Raw genomic sequence first — 19,241 nt, 5'->3', positions numbered from 1 at the left:
CAGGCGGGAGGGAATGGGGGATCACCCCTGCAGGTCATATGCCTTCAGCAGGTCGTAGAGCGTCGGCCGGCTGATCCCGAGCAGCCTTGCGGCGGCGGAGACATTGCCGTCGCTCCGCGCCAGCGCATGCCGGATCGCCTGGCGGTCCGCTGCCTCGCGCACCGCGCGCAGGTTGATCGCCGCGGCGTCGCCCGGTGCTAGGTCCAGGTCCTCGGCGTGGACCGTCTTGCCCTCGGCCATGATCACCGCGCGCTTGATGCGGTTTTCCAGCTCGCGGACGTTGCCCGGCCAGCCCCAGGCGTCGATCGCGGCGAGCGCGTCGGGGGCGAAGCTCTTCTGCCCGGCCTTCATCTGCTCGGCGTAGCGGGCGAGGAAGTGCCGCGCGAGCAGGCCGGCATCGCCCGGCCTCTCGGCCAAGGACGGGATGCGCACCACGATCTCGGCAAGGCGGTAGTAGAGATCCTCGCGGAACTGGCCTTCCGCCACCATCGCGTCCAGATCGCGGTGGGTTGCGCAGACGATGCGCGTGTCCACGGGAATCGGTTTCCGCCCGCCGATCCGCTCGATCACCCGCTCCTGCAGGAACCGCAGCAGCTTGACCTGCAAGGGCAGCGGAATGTCGCCGACTTCATCGAGGAACAGCGTGCCGCCCTGCGCGAGCTCGATCTTGCCCTCGGTGGTCTTCACCGCGCCGGTGAACGCGCCCTTCTCATGGCCGAACAGCTCGGATTCGAGCAGCGTTTCCGGAATCGCCGCGCAGTTGATCGCGACGAAGCTGCTCCCAGAACGCGGGCTCGCCTCGTGCAGACCGCGCGCCAGCAACTCCTTGCCGGTGCCGCTCGCGCCCAGCAGCATCACCGAGACATCGGCGCCGGCGACGCGCTCGACCGTGCGGGTGACCTTGAGCATCTCCGGCGCGCCGGTGAGCATGCCGCCCAGCACCGCCTTGGCCTCGGCCTTCTCGGCGAGGCGACGATTCTCCGTCTCCAGCGCATGGACGTGGAAGGCGCGCGCGACGATCAGCCCCAGCGCGTCGATGTCGATCGGCTTCTGGTAGAAGTCCCAGGCGCCGAGTTCGATCGCGCGGCGCATTGACTCGCGCTCGAAATGGCCGGAGGCGACGATCACCTTGGTCGAAGGCGCGAGCTTGAGGATCGCCTCCAGCGTCGCGAATCCCTCGCTGGTGCCGTCGGGATCAGGCGGCAGGCCGAGATCGAGCGTCACCACCGGCGGCTCCTCGGCGCGCAGCATCGCGATCGCCTCGTCGCGCGTTGTCGCGGCGAGGATCGTGTAGCCCTCATAGGCCCAGCGCAACTGGCGCTGGAGCCCCGCATCGTCCTCGACGATGAGGAGCTTCGGCAGTGCCTCGCTCATGCCGCCGCCTCCACCGCGGGCGCGGCGCGGAGGACCACGCGAAAACGGGTGCCTTGGCCCTCGCGCGAGCTGACCTCGATCCGTCCGCCCATGCCCTGCGCCAGCTGCTGCGCCTCGAAGGTGCCCAGCCCGAAGCCGCCCGGCTTGGACGAGGTGAACGGCTTGAACAGGCGGTTGCGGACGAAGCCGGGCGACATGCCGCAGCCGCGATCGATCACGTCGATGATGGCGTTTTCCTCGTCGGTGGCGAGCGCGAGCGTCACCGGCGCGTCGGCCGGGCTCGCCTCGATGGCGTTCTGGATCAGGTGGACGAGCAGTTGCTCGAGCGCGGCGGGCTCGGCGAGCGCGATGGCGGGCTCGGCGCCCGACACCAGCCGCACCTGTTCGGGCTGGCGCGCGACGAGTCGTTCGAGCAGCGGCAGCAGCGGGGTTGGGCGTGGCGGCTCGCTGCGCCCGCGATGGTGCTGGCCGAGCCGCGCGAGCAGCGCGTTGAGCCGGTCGGACGAGTCGCGCAGCGTCGCGATCATGTCGGCGCGGAATTCGGGATTGTCGGCATGGCGCTCGGCGTTGCGCGCGGTGAGTGCCAGCTGGCTGACCAGATTCTTGATGTCATGGAGCAGGAAGGCGAAGCGGCGGTTGAACTCGTCGAAACGCTGCGCCTCGGCCAGCGCTTCCTGCGCGCGCGCCTCGGCGAGATAGCTCGCCACCTGGCGTCCGGCCGCCTTGAGCAGATCGAAATCCTCCCAGTCTAGCCGCCGCGCCAGCGCCGGGCGGCCGAGCAGGATCGCGCCGACCAGCGCGCCGCGGTGGAGCAGTGGCACCACCACCCAGGCAGCGTCGACGTCGCGCATCCAGCCCGGGGTCGCATCGGCATCGGCGGCATCAGCCTGGGCGAGGCGCACCGCATCGACTTCGATGATCCGGCCGGTGGTCTCGAGATGGGTTGCGAGCGGCTGGTCCGCGGTCAGCGGCAGCGTCGCGCGGTCCCAGTGCCAGCCGGCGCCTGCCACCAGCCCGCCCTCCTCGGCGACGAGCAGCAGGCCGGAGGGCGAGGCGGTGAGGTCGGCCAGCGCGCGGACGATACGCTGGTCGAGCGGCGCGGCGCCCGGTGCGCCCAGCGTTTCGGTGAAGCGCAGCCATTCGGCGCGATAGTCGTAGCGGTGGCGGAACAGATGCTTGGCGAGCTTCACCTTCACCCAGCCGCGCAGCCCGGAGTTCGACACCAGCGCGAGGATCGCGGCGGTGGCGCCGAACACGAAGGCGGTCTGGAGCAGCCGGGCATGCGCGCCGCCCAGCGTCGCCAAGGCACTCGTCGCCAGCGCGAGCAGGACGAAATAGGCGCCGACCGCGACCAGGGTCAGCGACTGATAGGCGACGGTGCGCGACATCCGCACCCGCCAGTCGCCGCGCCGCTGCAGCCCCAGCCCCATCGCGGCGGCGACGCAGACCAACGCCGCGCCGCGCGCGACGAGCAGCAGCCCGTTCATCGGCACGCCGAGATAGGCGAGCGTCAGCACCGCGAACTCGATCAGCCAGAAGCCGCCGAGCGCCGCCACCGTCCAGCGCAGGCCGCCGCCACCGGTGTGGGCGAGCGCCGAATGCAGCGCCTGCACCATCACCAGCACGCCGACCGCTACGAGCAGGTTGAGCAGCAGCGCCACGGATGCCGCGTCGGCGGCGATCTGCGACGGCCCGGTCGCGATCATGTCCAGTGCCATCGCCGCGGCGGTGACCAGCGCGACCACGCCATAGACGGTGCCGAGCGCGAGCGGGGGCCGCGGCTCGCCGGCGCGGCGGTGGAGCAGCAGCAGGAAGGCGAGCCAGGCGAGCGTGCGCAGCGTCTCGGCAAGGCGAGTCGCGATCTCCTCCGCGCCGATGCCGGCGGTGGCGAGTGCGGCGAGCGCGGTCAGGCCGAGCGCCGCCGCCAGCGCCCGGCGCGGCAGCGGATCGCCGCCGGTGCGCAATGCCGCGAAGGGCAGCAGCGCGAACAACAGGGCGGCCAGGGCGTGCAGCCACAGGCTCAGCGCGGCGGTGAGCATCAGCGCGCCCCGCTGGGGAACAGGATCACGCGTGCGGTCTGGAGCAGGATCAGCAGGTCGAGGAAGGGCGAATAGTTCTTGGCGTAGAACAGGTCATATTCGAGCTTCTGGCGCGCATCGTCGATCGAGGCGCCATAGGGATAGTTGATCTGCGCCCAGCCGGTGATGCCTGGCTTCACCATGTGCCGCTCGGCATAATAGGGCAGGGCCTGCTCCAGATCCTCGACGAACTTGGGCCGCTCGGGGCGGGGCCCTACGAAGCTCATCTCGCCCTTGAGGACGCTCCAGCATTGCGGCAGCTCGTCGATGCGGATCTTGCGGATGATCCGGCCGATGCGGGTGATGCGGGGATCATTCTCCTCCGCCCACACCGCCTCGCCCGGCGCTTCGGCGTCCTGGCGCATCGAGCGGAGCTTGAGCACGTCGAACGCCTGGCCATAGAGGCCGACGCGCTGCTGGCGGTAGAGCGCCGGGCCGCGGCTCTCCAGCTTGATCAGTACGGCGGTGACGATCACCAGCGGGAAGGCGACGAGCAGCAGGATCAGGCTGGCGAGGATGTCGAACAGCCGCTTGAACAGGCCCGACATCCGCCGCCCCGAGGAAAAGCCGTCCGAGAAGATCAGCCAGCTCGGATTGACGCTGTCGAGGTCGACGCGGCCGGTCACGCGCTCGAGAAAGGTCGAGAATTCGTTGACATGGACGCCGGTGGTCTTGATCCGCAGCAGGTCCTTAAGTGGCAGCGCGTTGCGGCGCTCCTCCAGCGCCAGCACCACTTCGCTCGCGTTGAGCAGCACCACATGGTCGGCGAGGTTGTAGATTGCGTCGCGCGCGATCGCCTCGGGGATGACGCGGTTGGCGTCGCTCATCGCGACATAGCCGACGATGGCGAAGCTGGCGCCGGGCGCCTTGGACAGCTGCTTGAGCCGCGCCGCGCGGGGGCCCGCACCGAGCACGACGATGCGCCGCTTGAACGCCGCGCCGCCCAGCGTCTTGCCGAGCAGCACCCGCATCAGCAGCAGCAGCACGAAGGCGGTGGCCGCGGCGTAGAGCAGGTTGGAGCGCCAGAAGCCGATCGGCGGCACCAGGAAATAGAGGAAGCCCAGCCCCAGCACGCCGAGCCCGATCGAGACAAGCAGCCGGACCAGCGCGTGGCGGAGCGACTGCAGCGCCTCCGCGCCATAGGCGCCGAGCGCCACCAGCGCAGTTTCGAGCACTAGCGCGAAGCTCGCCAGCTGCGGCACGCGCTCGCCGATCGGGCCGACATCGATCGCTGCCTGGTGCGCGCGGAGCTGCCAGCCGAGTTCGCCTGCGGTGACCAGCAGGATCACGTCCAGCAGGCCGAGCAGCAGCACGGTGTTGGGAACATAATGCTTGAACAGGCGGACCATGGCGCCGTCGATTGTAGCGCGGAAGGGTAAACGAAACGGTGGTCGGGCCGCCGCGACGCGCCGAACTTGGAACAAAATTCCGCTGACCGTAACAAATTCGTCGGTCGCTTGTTTCAGACGGGCTTTTCTAGCAAGTGCCTGCAGGTATCAAACAAGGAGCTTCATCGAATGTCGCCATCGAAGCCGATCACGCCCGTCATCTTATCGGGTGGGTCGGGAACGCGCCTTTGGCCGATGTCACGTCCTGAGCGGCCGAAACAGCTGCTGTCGCTGACGGCCGAAGAGACGATGCTCCAGTTGACCGTGGCTCGTGCCACCGGAGATCGTTTCACCGATCCGATCATCGTCGCCAACACCTTTCATGTCGAACTGGTAGAGGAGCAACTCGCCAGCATCGGCACCGGGATCAAATCGCTGATCCTGGAGCCGATCGGCCGCAATACCGCGCCGGCGATCGCGCTCGCCGCCATGGCGGCGGGCGGCGGCAGCGAGCCGATCCTGGTGATGCCGTCGGACCATGTCATCGGCGACGTCGACGCCTTCCACGCCGCGATCGATGCGGCGTTGCCGCTGGTCAACGAAGGCTGGCTGGTCACCTTCGGCATCACCCCAGATTCCCCGGAGACCGGCTATGGCTGGATCAAGATCGGCGAGGAGGAGCTTGCCCCCGGCGTCCACCGCGTCGATCGCTTCGTCGAGAAGCCGCCGCGCGACCGCGCGGAAGCCATGCTCGCCTCGGGCGACCATGCCTGGAACGGGGGCATCTTCCTCTTTCGTGCCGACATGTATCTGGGTGCGCTCAGCGTGTTCGCAGCCGAGATGCTGGTCGCCGCGCAGCAGGCGATGGACAAGGCCCGGCGCGAAGGCGTGCGGATCTTCCCCGATGCCGAGAGCTTCGCGGCCTGCCCGTCCGATTCGATCGACTATGCAGTGATGGAAAAGGCGCCGCGCGTTGCGGTGGTGCCGGTGGCGATGGGCTGGAACGATGTCGGCAGCTGGGATGCGCTGCACGCGATCAGCAATCCCGATGCGGGCGGCAATGTCGTGCGCGGCGATGTGGTGGCGATCGAGGCGACCAACTGCCTGGTGCAGAGCGAGCCCGGCAAGCGCGTCGCGCTGGTCGGCGTGCAGGATCTGATCGTGGTGGTTTCTGGCGCCGACGTGCTGGTGCTGCCGCGCGGGCGCAGCCAGGAAGTGAAGAAGCTCATCGACGCGATGAAGGACTGAGAACGCGCTGGAACGCGCCGCCGATCCCTTGGGACCGGCGGCGCCGAACGCAGATCAGCCGCTGAAGCGCACCCGGACGGTGACGTTGCGGCGACGGCGGATCGCCATCCCGAGCCCGCCAAAGCCGGCCAGTAGCAGCGCCCAGCTTGCCGGCTCGGGAACGGCGGAGATGGTCACGCTATAGGCCGGTGCGAGCTCGAAGGTGCCGAGCTTGAACGTCGGTGCAGACTCGGAACCGGTATAGAGGGTGGGCCCAGTCGAGAAGATGCTCGAGCCGATGCTGTTGTTGAACAGGCCGAAATTGAAAAAATAGCTCGGGCTGCCGAAGCCCAGATCGAAAGTCGCGGCAGCGCCGTCGATCGTACCGGTTGTTCCATCCATGCGGAAAAAATGGCCGGAATCGATCGTGGTGGGCGTCGGCGAAGAGTCCAGGATGAACTTGATCGTCTGGCTACCGGTAATCACGAACGAATACGGGGCGGCCTGGGCTGGCGCAGCGGCTGCCAATGCAGCGGCGCAGCACGTGGCCAAGAAAAACGTTCCCTTCATGTCATCCTCCACCAAGTATGTTACAGAGTTGTAATCCTACGCGGTACAGGCAAAGTGCGTGGCCGGCGTACCAGATTTGCGAGAGTGTTTGCAACAAATCGGTAGTGACGTTGCCTCACTATGGGGCAACTGTCATGCAACTACTTGGCCATGCAGCAGATTGTTGCGCTTAGGCGCGGCCGCCGCGATAGGCGGGAAGGCCCCATTTCCAAATCATCGCAGCACCGCGCAGTGCGAAGCCTGCGGTGGCCGAGACGAGGCCTGCGGCATAAGGCGGCAGGCCGAGCAGCGTGAGGATCACGTACAGAGAGGCGGTGAGTGCCGCGGCGGTCACATAAAGCTCGGGCCGCATCAGGATCGACGGCTCGCCTGCCAGCACGTCGCGGATGATGCCGCCCACGCACGCCCCCACTACGCCCATCACCGCAGCGGGTACCGGCGGGATGCCGTAGCCGAGCGACTTGGCCGCGCCGAACGCGGCATAGGCGGCGAGACCCAGCGCATCGAGCCAGGCGAAGGTCCGGTCGCTCCACCAATGCTGGGGCGTGATCCACACGATCGCCGACATGCCCAGGCAAAGCGAGGCGACCGAGGCATCGTGCACCCAGAAGACCGGCGCGCCGATCAGCAGGTCGCGCACCGTGCCGCCGCCGACGCCGGTGATCAGCGCGAAGAAGGTGGCGGTTACGATGGTCTGCTGGTGCCGCGTGGCGGCGAGCGCGCCGGTGGCGGCGAACACCGCGATGCCGAACAGGTCGAGCCAGGGCAGGATGGGACCGATCTGGACGGCGACCGAACTGTTCATCCCCTCGCTTTGCCGCGCGGGCGCTCTCGAAGTCAAACAGGCTCTTGGCGGAGCGCGGCGGCTTGGGGCAGAGAAGGCCTATGCAACGTACCGAGTCCCCGCTGATCGCGCTTGCGATCCTTCTGGCGGCGCTCGCCGGCTTCGTCGATGCGCTCGCCTTCACCAGCCTGGGCGGTTTCTTCGCCTCGTTCATGAGCGGCAATTCGACCCGGCTCGGCGTCGGCCTCGGCAGCGGCTCCAGCTATGATGCCGCCATCGCCGCGTCGCTGGTGATGAGCTTCGTCGCGGGCGTGATCCTGTCGAGCGTGATCGGCCGCGCCCGGCCGCATCGCCACCAGCCGGTGGTGATGACGGCGGTGACGCTGCTGCTGACGCTGGCCGCCTTTGTCGCGACGCTGATGCCGGGGCCGATCGTGCTGCTGCTGCTCGCCGCCGCGATGGGCACCGAGAACGGCGTGTTCCAGCGCGACGGCGAAGTGACGATCGGGCTCACCTATATGACCGGCTCGCTGGTCAAGCTGGGGCAGAAGCTGGCCGGCGCGCTGATGGGCGATGCCGATCGCTTCGGCTGGCTGCGCTATCTGGCGCTGTGGCTCGGCTTCGTCAGCGGGGTGGTGATCGGCGCCGAGAGCCAGTTCCGCTGGGGCTGGAACGCGCTGTGGCTCGCGCCGCTCTTCGCGGCGGTGCTGACGCTGCTGCTGGCGAGCATGACCCGGCCGCGGCGCCGGCCCGACCTCACGCTGGTGCGCTGACCGGTTCGGCAGGCACCAGCCCGGCCAGCGCCTGGAGCGCCGCTACGTGCCGCTCGAATGCCGTGCGGCCCGTCCGCGTCACCGAGGCCCAGGTCCGCTGCCGGCCATTGGCGGCGGCCTTGCGCAGCTTGACATAGCCGGGTTCGGCCAGCGCAGACAGGTGCTTCGATAGCACCGAATCGCTGACCTTGGTGAGATCGCGCAGCGTCGCGAACTCGGCTTCTTGCACGTTGGTGAGCACCGCCATGATCTGCAGCCGGGCAGGCGGGTGGATCACCGCGTCGAACTCGGGGGTGCTCACAGGCTGCTCTCGAGTTCGCGAACGAACACGCGCTGCCAGACGATGCTCATATAGGTCGCGACGCCGAACATCAGCGCGGCGAGCAGCAGCGACGGCCAGATTTCCTGCCTGGCAAAGACGAAATAGACGCTGGCGCCATAGAGCGCGAGCAGGACCGGCAGGAATGCCGCGATCACCAGGCGGGTGCGGCCGCGGCGATAGCCGTTGATGAACATGCCCAGCCGGCGGCGATCCCAGCGCACGACCAGCACCAGGCCCAGCACGAGCGGGATCATAGCCAGCAACTGATAGGGCGCGGCGGCGGGGGAGGCGACGATCCCGGCCTCCAGCGCGGCAAAGGCGAGGTGCCGCGTCGGCGGACACTGCGCAACGCGGGCAAGTTGGGCGCGGCTGGCGTGGATTTGCGCCAGCGCTTGCTGGGCTTCGGCGACGCTCGACATGATGATTCTCCCTTTCCGATGTGGAAAGAGATAGCGTGTGTTTCCCGAATGGAAAGCGAAAACTTTCCTGTTCGGAAAGTCAGCGAAATGCCCAGCGCAGCGTCTCCGCGACGCCGCGGGTGCCCAGCCGCACGGCAGGTGCGGCAAGCGGCGGGGTGGAAAGATGGTGCATCTGCCGCGCCCAGCCGGGCAGCAGGTCGATGGCGGCGGCGAAGGTCATCGCCTGGAAGGGCTTGGTCGCTAGGTTGGGTGCGGGCTGTTCGAGCAGCAGCCGCGCCACCTCGCGGGTCCGCGTGTCGTAGCGGAGCTCGCTACGCATCTCCGCGATCAGCGCCAGTGCCTCGGCGCGGCTTTGCGGCACCGGATCGGCGCCCAGCGCCTCGGCCACGTGCGCGAATTCGGCGAAATAGCGGTCCTGGTCGGCGCGCGACATGCCCGGCTCGGCATAGCGGATCCAGCCGTCGAGGAAGCTCACCGCCTCGGTCACGTGCACCCAGGCGAGCAGCCGGGGATCGTCGGCGCGATAGGGCGTGCCGTCAGGCAGGGTGCCGCGGATATGCTGGTGGATGGTGCGCACCCGCGCGATCGCCCCCTCGGCCTCGGCGCGCGACGCATAGCTGGTCTGGGCGATGAACCGCGCCGTGCCGCGCAGGCGGCCGAGCATGTCGTGGCGGAACTTGGAATGGTCCCACACCCCCGCAAGCACCGCCGGGTGGAGCATCTGGAGCAGCAGCGCCGCGACGCCGCCGACCATCATCGTGGTCACGTCGCCGTGCACGCGCCACAGCACCGAATCGCGGGAAAACAGCGCGTCGTCGCTCGGCTGCACCGGCGTTTCGCCGCGCGCTGCATCATTGAACACGGCGCGTACCTGGCCGACCATCGCCCGCCGTACGCTGTGGGTTGCAAATGCAACGAAATCCATCTTGCTAAGCTAGGTACTCTGGTAGCGCGAACAAGTTGACCGACCTCGCTTTGCAGTGCAGCAATCGCGCCCATGGCCACACTCGCGATCACCAACAACCCCGACATCCGCTTCCTCGGACGGCTGCTCGGCGACGTCATTCGTGCCTATGGCGGCGAGGAATTGTTCAAGCGGATCGAATATATCCGCGCGACGTCGGTCGATCGGCATCGCGGCGTGGCAGGGGCGGGGAAGATCGATTCCGGGCTCGACCGGTTGAGCCTGGACGAGACGCTCGATTTCGTCCGCGGCTTCATGCTGTTCTCGATGCTCGCCAACCTGGCCGAGGATCGCCAGGGCGTCGCGACCGAGAAGGACGCCGATGTCGCCGCCGCGCTGGAGCGGCTGGCCAAGGCCGGCATCGGCCGCGAGCCGGTGATGGCGCTGCTGGAGCACGCGCTGGTCAGCCCTGTGCTCACCGCGCACCCGACCGAGGTGCGGCGCAAGTCGATGATCGACCACAAGAACCGTATCGCCGAGCTGATGGCGCTGCGCGACCAGGGCGTCGCCGAGACCCCCGACGGCGACCAGGTGGAAGAGGCCATCCTCCGCCAGATCGCGCTGCTCTGGCAGACCCGGGTGCTGCGCCGCGAGAAGCTGGGCGTGCCCGACGAGGTGGAGACCGCGCTTTCCTATTTTCGCGACGTGTTCCTGCCGGTGCTGCCCGCGCTCTACGCCCGCTGGGACCGCGCGCTGGGCGACCGCGCGCCGAGCTTCCTGCGCCCCGGCAGCTGGATCGGCGGCGACCGCGACGGCAATCCTTTCGTCACTGCCGACTCGATGCGCTTCGCCCTCGCCCGCGCGGCGGAGACGGTGCTCGACCATTATCTGGAGGCGGTCCATGCGCTAGGCGCCGAGCTGTCGATCTCGACCGAGCATGCGGAGGTGCCCGAGGCGGTGCTCGCACTCGCCGAAGCCAGCGGCGACACCGGCAAGAGCCGCAGCGACGAGCCCTATCGCCGCGCGCTGACCGGCATCTACGCCCGCCTTTCGGCGACGCACGAAAAGCTGGTTGGCAAGCAGCCGGGCCGGCCGTCGCCGATCGCGGGCGCACCCTATGGCCACCCCGCCGAGTTCCGCGAGGATCTCGTCGCCATCGCGCGCGGTCTCGCGGACGGCGGACCGCTCGCCACCGGCGGCGCGCTGGGTCGGCTGATCCGCGCGGTGGAAACCTTCGGCTTCCACCTCGCCACGCTCGACATGCGCCAGAACAGCGCGATCCACGAGCGGGTGGTCGCCGAGCTGCTGAAGTCGGCCGGCGTGTGCGACGACTATGCCGCGCTCGACGAGCAGGCGCGCATCGAGCTGCTCCGCCGCGAGCTGGCCAATGCTAGGCCGCTGACCAGCCCCTATGCCGTCTATTCGGAGGAGACCGCCACCGAACTGGCGATCGTCCGCGAGGCGGCGGCGGCGCATGCCCGCTACGGTCGCGACTGCATCCGCCATTACATCGTCTCGATGGCGCAGTCTGTGTCGGACCTGCTCGAAGTCCATATCCTGCTCAAGGAAGCCGGGCTCTATGTGCCGGGCGAGACGCCGCAGGCGCACATCATGGCGATCCCGCTGTTCGAGACGATCGCCGACCTCGAGGCCGCACCGCCGATCATGGAAGCCTGGCTGGGCCTGCCCGAAGTCGCCGCCATCGCCGCCGCGCGCGGGCACCAGGAAGTGATGATCGGCTATTCCGATTCGAACAAGGACGGCGGGTATCTCACCTCCACCTGGCAGCTGAGCCGCGGTTCGACCGCGCTCAAGCCGGTGTTCGAGGAAGCCGGCATCGCCATGCAGCTGTTCCACGGCCGCGGCGGCGCGGTGGGGCGCGGCGGGGGCTCCAGCTTCTCGGCGATCCTCGCCCAGCCGCCGGGCACGGTGCAGGGCCGCATCCGCATCACCGAACAGGGCGAAGTGATCGCCGCCAAGTACGGCAGCCCTGAAAGCGCGATGACCAATCTGGAGGCGATGACCTCGGCCACGCTGCTCGCCAGCCTGGAGCCCGAACGGCTGGCGCCTGCCGATGCCGATCGCTTCGCCGCGGCGATGGACCAGCTTTCGGACAGCGCCTTCCGTGCCTATCGCGGGCTGGTCTACGAAACGCCGGGCTTCACCACCTTCTTCCGCCAGATGACGCCGATTGCCGAGATCGCCGGGCTCAAGATCGGCTCGCGCCCGGCCAGCCGCAAGAAGAGCGACGCGATCGAGGATCTGCGCGCGATCCCCTGGGTGTTCAGCTGGGCGCAGGCCCGCGTGATGCTGCCCGGCTGGTACGGCGTCGGTGCGGCGCTCGACGCGTTCGAGGACAAGGGGCTGCTGCGCGAGATGGCCAGCGCCTGGCCGCTGTTCCGCGCGACGCTCGACAATATGGAGCAGGTGCTCGCCAAGTCCGACATGGGCATCGCCAGCCATTATGCCGCGCTGGTCGAGGACGGCGAGCTCCGCGACGCCATTTTCGGGCGGATCAAGGACGGCTGGCAGCAGACCCAGGACGGGCTGCTCCAGGTCACCCGCCAGACGCGGCTGCTGGAGAAGCACCCGCTGCTCGACACCTCGATCCGGTTGCGGCTGCCCTATATCGAGCCGCTCAACCTGCTCCAGATCGAGTTGATGAAGCGGCACCGGGCGGGCGAGGCGGATCCGCGGATCGGCGAGGGCATCCTCCTGTCGATCAACGCGATCGCCACCGCGCTGCGCAACAGCGGGTAACCGCCCGGAGCCGGGTCGAAACGCCCGGTTAACCATGGGGGCCTAGCGCTGATGGGCATGGGTCCAGGGCATCTCCGCAACATACGACGCGATTCGCTTCTCGCGGTCGGGCTCGCGTTGCTGATGGGGATCGCCTGGACGGTGCGCGACCATGTCGCGCTGGGTGCCTTGCGGTTGCCCGATACCGACGATCTGATGCGGCTGCAGCAGATACGCGACTGGCTGGGCGGACAGAGCTTTGCCGATCTCGCCCAGCACCGGCTGGGCCCGGCGCCGGGGCTGCAGATGCACTGGTCGCGGCTCGCCGACTTGGTGCCCGCGGTGCTGATCCTGACGTTGACGCCGCTGCTCGGCGCACATGCCGCGAGCGTGGCCGCCGTCACCGTATCGCCGCTGCTGCTGTTTGCCGCGATGCTGATCGTCGTCGCCGCGATCGCCCGCCGCCTGGGCCAGTCGGGGGTCGTCGCCGTCGTGCTCGGCGCGCTGGCCTTTCCCGCGATCACCTTGTTCACCCCCGGGCGGATCGATCATCACGCGCTGCAGATCGTGCTCGTGCTCGTGCTGCTCCATGCCTGTGCCGGGCGGGGCACGCTGGGGCAGGGGGCGATCGCAGGCGGGGCGACGGTGCTGTCGCTGATCGTCGGCATGGAGACGGCGCCGCTGCTCGCCGCCGGCGGTGCCGCCATTGCGCTGCGCTGGCGCCTCGATGCGGCCGCCGGCCAGGCGCGGATAGCGGGTTATGCGACCGCGCTGCTGCTGGGCCTGAGCGCCGCGGCGGTGGTCTTCCGGACGAGCGGCTGGGACGTTGCCGCCTGCGACGGCTTCACCGCCATCCTGTGGCTCGCGGCGATGCTGACGGCGCTGGCACCCGCCGCGATGGCCGTGGCGGGCTTCACTACCCAGTCCGTGGCCGTGCGGACCGGTGTGCTGATCGTCGCCGGAGGGCTCGCGCTGGCGGGTGCCGTCATGAGCGCGCCCGCGTGCCTCCATCCCTATGGGCAGGTCGATCCGCTGCTTGCGCGGCTCTGGCTCGCCCATGTCAACGAAGCGCAGCCGCTCTTCGCGCTGCCGCTCGGCAAGGCGGTCGCCGCCGGGGGCATGGCATTGGTCGGGCTCGGCGCCGGCATCTGGTTCGCCTGGACGACGCGGACCGCCGCGGCTTGGATCCTGCTCGTATTTCAGGCGACCGCGGTTGCGGTGATGTTGGTACAGGTACGCGGGGCGCCACTGGCGGCGCTCACCGCGGTCCCGGCGCTGGCCGCGATGATCGCCGCCGCCCGGCCGCGCGGACCGCTGGCGCTGGTGGTCGCCTGGCTGGCCGCCAGCGGAATCGCCTATGGGGGGGTCGGCGACCGGCTGACACCGCCAGCGCAAGCGTCTGCCCGTGGCTGTACGCCCGCCGCTGCCGCGGTGCGGCTCGCTGCGCTGCCGCCCGGCCTCGTTGCCGCGCCGATCGACTTCGGCCCGACGCTGCTCGCCACTACGCGACACCGTGTTCTCGCCGCGCCCTATCACCGCGATACGCAAGGAAATCGTGCCATGTACGACCTGTTCCTCAGCCCCTCCACCCAAGCGGAAACGCTCGCGCGGCGATGGGGGGTGGACTATATCGCGCTCTGCAAGGACGGCTTCGCCGAAGTCGGCGACCGTGCGCGCGATCGCCAGCTGCTGGCTGGCAGCCTGATGGCGGGGCAGCTGCAGCCCTGGTTGCGGCCGATATCGCCTGCGGGGTCGAGCACCCAGGTCTACACCCTCACCCAGCCCGTACGACGCACCGCCCAGTGAGCGAACCGCGGAGGGGGGAGGTGCGCTGGTGGGAACAGCGCTGGTTCGCGCTGGCGGCGGTGCTGCTCAGCGCGGTGCCGCTGCTGTGGCCCACAGTGCCGCCGCTTACCGACCTGCCCGGGCATATCGGCCGCTACCATATCGCCGCCCAGCTAGGGGATTCGGCGCTGCTCCGCCAGCATTGGGACTATCGCTGGCGGCTGATCGGCAACCTCGGGGTCGATCTTGCGGTGCTGCCGCTGGCACGGGTGTTCGGGGCGGTATTGGCGGCCAAGCTGGTAGTGCTGGCGATCCCGCCGCTCACCGTGGCAGGCCTGATCCTGGTGTCGCGCGCGAGCGGAGGGCGGCTTGCGCCTGCTGCGCCCTTTGCCTTCCCGCTTGCCTATGGTTTCCCGTTCCAGTTCGGCTTCGTGAATTTCTCACTTTCGGCAGCACTCGCGCTGCTGGCGCTGGCGCTGTGGATGCGCATGCAGCGCGCGCCGGGTATGCGTGGCCTGCTGTTCGTGCCCATCGCCCTGCTGCTGTGGGTGGCGCATTGCTTTGGCTGGGCGATGTTCTGCCTGTTCGCCTTCGGTACCGATCTGGCGGCGCTGCGCGCGAACGGTCGCGGCTGGGGCGAGGCGATCCTGCGCGCCGGGCTGCGCTGCCTGCCGCTCACCGTGTCGCTGGTGCCGATGCTCGCGGGCGGCGGCTCCGGGGATGGAAGCCTCGGCGCAAGCTGGGAATGGCTGGCCAAGCTGCAATGGCTGGCATCGCTGCTGCGCGAGCAGTGGCAGGGCTATGACCTGATCTGCGCGGTGGTGCTCCTCGCGCTTGTCTGGCTGGGTCTTCGCAGCGCGGCGCTGCGCGTGGACCGGCCGCTTGCCTGGTCAGCGGGGATCGGCGCGATCGCGTGGCTGGTGCTGCCCTATCGGCTGCTCGGCGGTGCCTATGTCGACATGCGGATGACGCCCTATGTCGTCGCACTGCTGATCGTCGCGATCCGAGCCCATGATCGACGGTTCGCCAACGCGCTGGCGCTGGCCGGCACCTTCTTCTTCCTGTTGCGCATGGCGACCACCACCTGGGTGTTCCTCGGCGCCGCCGCGGCACAGGAGCAAGCGGCGGCGGTGACAGTGCGGCTGCCGCGGGGTGCCGCAGTCCTCGTCGCGGTGCGTGAACCGTGCAGGTCCTGGAGCGTCGCGCGGCTGGCGCACGTCACCGGGCTCGCAGTTGCGCGGCGCGACGTGTTCGAGAACGGCGAATGGACCCTCGCAGGCCAGCAGTTGCTCCGCGACCGGCACCCCCGAGCCGGCGCCTATCGTGCTGATCCCTCGCAGATGATCTATGATGCGGGGTGCGGGGTGGACGCGCCCGGGCTGCCGGCGATGTTGCGAAGCTTCGATCGCGGCACCTTCGGCTATGTGTGGACGATCGATCTGCCCACCCCGCCGCTGCCGTCGGACCTGGTGCCGGTCGCGCGTTCCGGGCCCTCGACGCTGTTCCGCGTCGCACCTACGCCGCACAAGCGCTTGCCGTCCGGGCCGCTCGCGCACTAAAGCGGCGCGATGGATAAAGGGGTTCCGCTGCGCTGGTGGCAGACGCGCTGGTTCGTATTGCTCGCCACGCTGGTGGCGGCCGTGCCGCTGCTATGGCCGGAGATCCCGCCGCTCGTCGACCTGCCCGGCCATATGGGCCGCTACCGCGTGCAGCTGGTGTACGACCAGGTGCCGTGGTTGCGGCAATGGTATGATTTCCGCTGGCAGCTGATGGGCAATCTGGGGGTGGACCTGCTGGTCTTTCCCATGGCCAAGATCTTCGGCCTCGAACTGGGCGTGAAGCTGATCGTCCTCGCGATCCCGACGATGACGGTCGCGGGCTTCCTGATGATCGCGCGCGAAGTGCATGGCCGGATCCCCGCGACGGCGCTGTTCGCCTTGCCCTTCGCCTATGCCTTCCCCTTCCATTTCGGCTTCGTGAACTTCGCGCTGTCGATGGCGATGGCGATGCTGGCGTTCGGCTGGTGGTTGCGGCTGGCGCGGCTGGGCAAGTTCCGCTTCCGCTCGATGGTGTTCGTGCCGCTCTCGGTGATCATCTGGATCACCCACACCTTCGGTTGGGGCGTGCTCGGCGTACTTGCCTTTTCGGCCGAGCTGATCCGCCAGCACGATCTGCGCCGCAACCCCGACCTTCCCTGGTACAAGGATCTGGCGGGCGGCTGGCTTGCGCCGGTGTTCTTCGCCGGCCTGCAATGCGCGGTGATGGCGCTGCCAGCGGTGCTGATGGTGATCTGGCGCGGCGGCGAGCATGTCTCCGGCCAGACCTTCGACTGGTATAATTGGCGTGCCAAGACCCTGTGGGTCACCCAGATGTTCCGCGATCGCTGGCAGCTGTTCGACATCGCCAGCGTCGGCGTGATCTTCCTGCTGCTGCTCAAGGCGGTGCGCGATCCCAACATCCAATATTCGCGCAACCTCGGCCTCTCCGCGCTGCTGCTGCTGCTGGTCTACATCTTCCTGCCGCGCGTGGTGTTCGGATCGGCCTATGCCGATATGCGGATGGTGCCGTTCATGTTCGCGATCGCAATCCTGGCGATCCGGCCCAAGCCGGGCCTGTCGATGCGCGGCGCGACGCTGGTGGCGATGCTCGGTCTCGCTTTCTTCCTTGCCCGCATCGGCGCGACGACGGCGAGCTTCTACCTCTACGACAAGGCCTATGACCGCGAGCTGAAGGCGCTGGACCACGTCCCCATCGGCGCACGGCTGGTGAGCTTCGTCGGCGAGACCTGCTACAACGAATGGGCGATGACCCGGCTGCAGCACGTCCCCGGCCTCGCGCTCGAGCGGCGGCTGGCGTACACCAACGACCAATGGTCGATGGCCGGCGGCCAGCTGATGACGGTGCGCTACCGCGCCGCCAAGCGCTTCGCGCACGACCCCTCGGAGTTGGTGACCAACGTCCAGTGCCCGCGCGAATGGTGGCGCCCGATCGCGCGCAGCCTGGCACTCTTCCCGCGCGATGCGTTCGACTATGTCTGGCTGATCCGCCCACCGGCGTTCGACAAGCGTTACGAGCAGGGGCTGGTGCCCGTGTGGCGCGACGGGCCGAGTGTACTGTACCGGGTCGATCACAATGTGCCCGGGCCCGGCCTCAACCCGGGCGACCTGCCGATCCCGCGCCCCGAAGCCGTGCTGATCCGCGAGGCCGAGGCGGCGGGCGAACTGCCGGGCAACGGCACCGCGCCACCTTCTTGAGCGCACGCGTGATCTTCATGCCTACCCCACCATTGGCAGCAGCGGTGTCAAAGGATCCTGAGACGCCATGATTTCCACGCTTGCCTTGGCTGCCGTTGCACAATGGTCGATCTACACGAACGTCCGTTTCGGCTATTCCGTGTGCTACCCGCCCTCGGTCCTGCAGGCGCAGGAGGAAGCCGATAATGGCGACGGGCGCAAGTTCCTCGGCGGCAAGGGAGCGACGCTGCTGGCCTTTGGGCAGTGGAACAGCGAATCGGTCAGCCTGGCCGCCTGGACCGAACGCCAGGCCAAATTCTATGCCGGCAAGCATGGCAAGATAACCTATCGCGCGGGGCGCGGCGGCTGGCAGGTGATCTCGGGCACGAACGGGGCCGGAAGCGAATTCTACATCAAGGCCATGACGCGCGACGATGCGTTCGTCACCTTTCAAATGGAATATCAAACGGCGGAGGCGGCGAAGTACCGGCCGATCGTGCAGCGCCTTTCGCGTTGCTTTGCCTGGACCAGTCCGCCGCGCTGATTCCGACCGGTATCAGTCCGCCTTCTTGAACGGCGTCAGCTCTTCCAGATATTCCTGCTCGCGCTCCACCGCCTGCTGCTCGCGCACCAGGAAGTCGGCGACGGCACGGCGGAAGCCCGGGTCGGGGAGGTAGTGCGCGGAGTACGTCGTCACCGGCACATAGCCGCGCGCCAGCTTGTGTTCGCCCTGCGCGCCGGCCTCGACGCGGGGCAGGCCGCGTTCGATCGCGGCGTCGATCGCCTGATAGTAGCAGAGCTCGAAATGGAGGAAGGGCACGTCCTCAACGCAGCCCCAATAGCGGCCGTAGAGCGCATCGCTGCCGATCAGGTTGAGCGCGCCGGCGATCGGCCGGCCGTCGCGCTCGGCGAAGATCAGCAGCACCTTGTCGCCCAGCGCTTCGCCGAGCATCGAGAAGAAGGGCCGGGTGAGATAAGGGCGGCCCCATTTGCGGCTGCCGGTATCCTGGTAGAAGGCCCAGAAGGCATCCCAATGCGCCTCGGTGATCTCGGCGCCGGTGAGGCGGCGGATGGTCAGCCCCTCGACCGCCGCGGCGCGTTCCTTGCGGATCGCCTTGCGCTTGCGGCTGGCGAGCGCGCCGAGAAAGTCGTCGAAGCTCGCATAGCCGTCATTCTGCCAGTGGAACTGCGTGCCCGTCCGGATCAGCCAGCCCGCCGCTTCGAACAGCGGCACCTGCGCTTCCTCGACGAAGGTGGCGTGGGCCGAGGAGAGGCCGTGCTGGTTCACCACCGCCTCGACCGCGGCGATCAGCGCGGGTGCCTGGGCGGGGTCGCGCAGCAGCAGGCGGGGGCCGGGGACCGGCGTGAACGGCACCGCGATCTGCAGCTTGGGATAATAGCGGCCGCCGGCATGCTCCCAGGCATCGGCCCAGCTATGGTCGAACACATATTCGCCCTGGCTGTGGCTCTTGGCATAGGCAGGGGCGATCGCGGCGGGGGTGCCGTCCGGGCCGTCGACGACGATCGGCAGCGGCTGCCAGCCAGTCTGCGCCGTCGCCGAGCCCGACGCTTCGAGGATCGACAGGAAGGCGTGGCTGAGGAACGGGTTGTCTGGGCCCGCACAGGCATCCCACTGCGCCGCCGGGATCGAGGCAACGCCGTCGGCGAGGCGGGCGGTGACGGATGGGGATCGCACGAGGGACAA

At 68.7% G+C, this 19,241-nt stretch carries 16 protein-coding genes; 7 read left to right on the top strand and 9 right to left on the bottom strand.

Annotated elements, in window-relative coordinates; genetic code table 11:
- Nucleotides 1–21 precede the first annotated feature (21 nt).
- Genes prsR through ABIC35_RS13135 form a run of 3 tightly spaced genes read right to left on the bottom strand, consistent with a single transcriptional unit; the run spans nucleotide 22 to nucleotide 4,801 of the window.
- Nucleotides 22–1,374 (bottom strand): PEP-CTERM-box response regulator transcription factor, encoded by a 1,353-nt coding sequence (gene prsR / locus ABIC35_RS13145; protein ID WP_121072466.1) that lies wholly within the window; start codon nucleotides 1,372–1,374, stop codon nucleotides 22–24.
- Complete coding sequence (gene prsK, locus ABIC35_RS13140; RefSeq protein ID WP_121072464.1) at nucleotides 1,371–3,413, bottom strand: XrtA/PEP-CTERM system histidine kinase PrsK; 2,043 nt, start codon at nucleotides 3,411–3,413, stop codon at nucleotides 1,371–1,373. The genes prsR and prsK overlap by 4 nt, the downstream gene beginning before the upstream one ends.
- Nucleotides 3,413–4,801 carry a TIGR03013 family XrtA/PEP-CTERM system glycosyltransferase gene (locus ABIC35_RS13135; protein WP_121072462.1) on the bottom strand — a complete coding sequence of 463 codons (1,389 nt, stop codon included), beginning with the start codon at nucleotides 4,799–4,801 and terminating at the stop codon, nucleotides 3,413–3,415. The genes prsK and ABIC35_RS13135 overlap by 1 nt, the downstream gene beginning before the upstream one ends.
- Nucleotides 4,802–4,969: 168 nt before the next feature.
- Here ABIC35_RS13135 and ABIC35_RS13130 point away from each other — a divergent pair, with 168 nt between their 5' ends.
- Nucleotides 4,970–6,028 carry a mannose-1-phosphate guanylyltransferase/mannose-6-phosphate isomerase gene (locus ABIC35_RS13130; protein ID WP_183049265.1) on the top strand — a complete coding sequence of 353 codons (1,059 nt, stop codon included), beginning with the start codon at nucleotides 4,970–4,972 and terminating at the stop codon, nucleotides 6,026–6,028.
- Nucleotides 6,029–6,082: 54 nt separating this feature from the next.
- Here ABIC35_RS13130 and ABIC35_RS13125 read toward each other — a convergent pair whose 3' ends face one another.
- Both ABIC35_RS13125 and ABIC35_RS13120 read right to left on the bottom strand, forming a co-directional pair.
- Nucleotides 6,083–6,577, bottom strand: coding sequence for a PEPxxWA-CTERM sorting domain-containing protein (locus tag ABIC35_RS13125; RefSeq protein ID WP_121072461.1), 495 nt, complete (start codon nucleotides 6,575–6,577; stop codon nucleotides 6,083–6,085).
- A gap of 169 nt (nucleotides 6,578–6,746) precedes the next feature.
- Entirely contained in the window at nucleotides 6,747–7,382 is a 636-nt protein-coding gene (locus ABIC35_RS13120; protein WP_121072459.1) for a trimeric intracellular cation channel family protein, read from the bottom strand.
- 80 nt (nucleotides 7,383–7,462) lie between these two features.
- Between ABIC35_RS13120 and ABIC35_RS13115 the strand changes: the two genes are divergently transcribed.
- A complete protein-coding gene (locus ABIC35_RS13115) occupies nucleotides 7,463–8,134 on the top strand; it encodes a YoaK family protein (protein WP_121072457.1) in 672 nt (223 codons plus the stop codon).
- Here the strand turns inward: ABIC35_RS13115 and ABIC35_RS13110 are convergent.
- From ABIC35_RS13110 to ABIC35_RS13100, 3 genes are all read right to left on the bottom strand, one after another.
- Nucleotides 8,118–8,435, bottom strand: coding sequence for a winged helix-turn-helix domain-containing protein (locus ABIC35_RS13110; RefSeq protein ID WP_121072455.1), 318 nt, complete (start codon nucleotides 8,433–8,435; stop codon nucleotides 8,118–8,120). The two genes, ABIC35_RS13115 and ABIC35_RS13110, sit on opposite strands and share 17 nt — an antisense overlap.
- The gene (locus ABIC35_RS13105) at nucleotides 8,432–8,875 is read right to left on the bottom strand and encodes a hypothetical protein (RefSeq protein WP_121072453.1); all 444 of its coding nucleotides are present in this window, start codon (nucleotides 8,873–8,875) and stop codon (nucleotides 8,432–8,434) included. The genes ABIC35_RS13110 and ABIC35_RS13105 overlap by 4 nt, the downstream gene beginning before the upstream one ends.
- 79 nt (nucleotides 8,876–8,954) lie before the next feature.
- Entirely contained in the window at nucleotides 8,955–9,800 is an 846-nt protein-coding gene (locus tag ABIC35_RS13100; protein ID WP_121072451.1) for an oxygenase MpaB family protein, read from the bottom strand.
- 72 nt (nucleotides 9,801–9,872) lie between these two features.
- On the opposite strand from ABIC35_RS13100, the gene ppc reads away from it, so the two are divergent.
- The 5 genes from ppc (at nucleotide 9,873) to ABIC35_RS13075 (ending at nucleotide 18,080) form a co-directional block, all read left to right on the top strand.
- Entirely contained in the window at nucleotides 9,873–12,539 is a 2,667-nt protein-coding gene (gene ppc / locus ABIC35_RS13095) for a phosphoenolpyruvate carboxylase (protein ID WP_121072449.1), read from the top strand.
- Nucleotides 12,540–12,590: 51 nt separating this feature from the next.
- Nucleotides 12,591–14,324, top strand: a complete 1,734-nt coding sequence (locus ABIC35_RS13090) for a hypothetical protein (protein ID WP_354278477.1) — start codon at nucleotides 12,591–12,593, stop codon at nucleotides 14,322–14,324.
- Between the two features lie 20 nt (nucleotides 14,325–14,344).
- Entirely contained in the window at nucleotides 14,345–15,862 is a 1,518-nt protein-coding gene (locus ABIC35_RS13085; RefSeq protein WP_121072447.1) for a hypothetical protein, read from the top strand.
- Nucleotides 15,863–15,871: 9 nt separating this feature from the next.
- Nucleotides 15,872–17,557 carry a hypothetical protein gene (locus ABIC35_RS13080; protein ID WP_121072445.1) on the top strand — a complete coding sequence of 562 codons (1,686 nt, stop codon included), beginning with the start codon at nucleotides 15,872–15,874 and terminating at the stop codon, nucleotides 17,555–17,557.
- Nucleotides 17,558–17,624: 67 nt separating this feature from the next.
- A complete protein-coding gene (locus tag ABIC35_RS13075) occupies nucleotides 17,625–18,080 on the top strand; it encodes a hypothetical protein (protein ID WP_121072443.1) in 456 nt (151 codons plus the stop codon).
- A gap of 12 nt (nucleotides 18,081–18,092) precedes the next feature.
- Here ABIC35_RS13075 and ABIC35_RS13070 read toward each other — a convergent pair whose 3' ends face one another.
- Nucleotides 18,093–19,232 (bottom strand): GNAT family N-acetyltransferase, encoded by a 1,140-nt coding sequence (locus ABIC35_RS13070; RefSeq protein WP_121072441.1) that lies wholly within the window; start codon nucleotides 19,230–19,232, stop codon nucleotides 18,093–18,095.
- Nucleotides 19,233–19,241: the final 9 nt, after the last annotated feature.

The organism is Sphingomonas trueperi, from assembly GCF_040545965.1.
Taxonomy (GTDB): Bacteria; Pseudomonadota; Alphaproteobacteria; order Sphingomonadales; family Sphingomonadaceae; genus Sphingomonas; species Sphingomonas trueperi_C.
Note: the sequence above shows the minus strand (reverse complement) of the source record. Positions and strands in the feature narration are given on the sequence as shown.

Coding starts and splice junctions, on each gene's coding strand:
- prsR (WP_121072466.1), bottom strand. CDS start 1,374: ATGAGCGAGGCACTGCCGAAGCTCCTCATCGTCGAGGACGATGCGGGG.
- prsK (WP_121072464.1), bottom strand. CDS start 3,413: ATGCTCACCGCCGCGCTGAGCCTGTGGCTGCACGCCCTGGCCGCCCTG.
- ABIC35_RS13135 (WP_121072462.1), bottom strand. CDS start 4,801: ATGGTCCGCCTGTTCAAGCATTATGTTCCCAACACCGTGCTGCTGCTC.
- ABIC35_RS13130 (WP_183049265.1), top strand. CDS start 4,970: ATGTCGCCATCGAAGCCGATCACGCCCGTCATCTTATCGGGTGGGTCG.
- ABIC35_RS13125 (WP_121072461.1), bottom strand. CDS start 6,577: ATGAAGGGAACGTTTTTCTTGGCCACGTGCTGCGCCGCTGCATTGGCA.
- ABIC35_RS13120 (WP_121072459.1), bottom strand. CDS start 7,382: ATGAACAGTTCGGTCGCCGTCCAGATCGGTCCCATCCTGCCCTGGCTC.
- ABIC35_RS13115 (WP_121072457.1), top strand. CDS start 7,463: ATGCAACGTACCGAGTCCCCGCTGATCGCGCTTGCGATCCTTCTGGCG.
- ABIC35_RS13105 (WP_121072453.1), bottom strand. CDS start 8,875: ATGTCGAGCGTCGCCGAAGCCCAGCAAGCGCTGGCGCAAATCCACGCC.
- ABIC35_RS13100 (WP_121072451.1), bottom strand. CDS start 9,800: ATGGATTTCGTTGCATTTGCAACCCACAGCGTACGGCGGGCGATGGTC.
- ppc (WP_121072449.1), top strand. CDS start 9,873: ATGGCCACACTCGCGATCACCAACAACCCCGACATCCGCTTCCTCGGA.
- ABIC35_RS13090 (WP_354278477.1), top strand. CDS start 12,591: ATGGGCATGGGTCCAGGGCATCTCCGCAACATACGACGCGATTCGCTT.
- ABIC35_RS13080 (WP_121072445.1), top strand. CDS start 15,872: ATGGATAAAGGGGTTCCGCTGCGCTGGTGGCAGACGCGCTGGTTCGTA.
- ABIC35_RS13075 (WP_121072443.1), top strand. CDS start 17,625: ATGATTTCCACGCTTGCCTTGGCTGCCGTTGCACAATGGTCGATCTAC.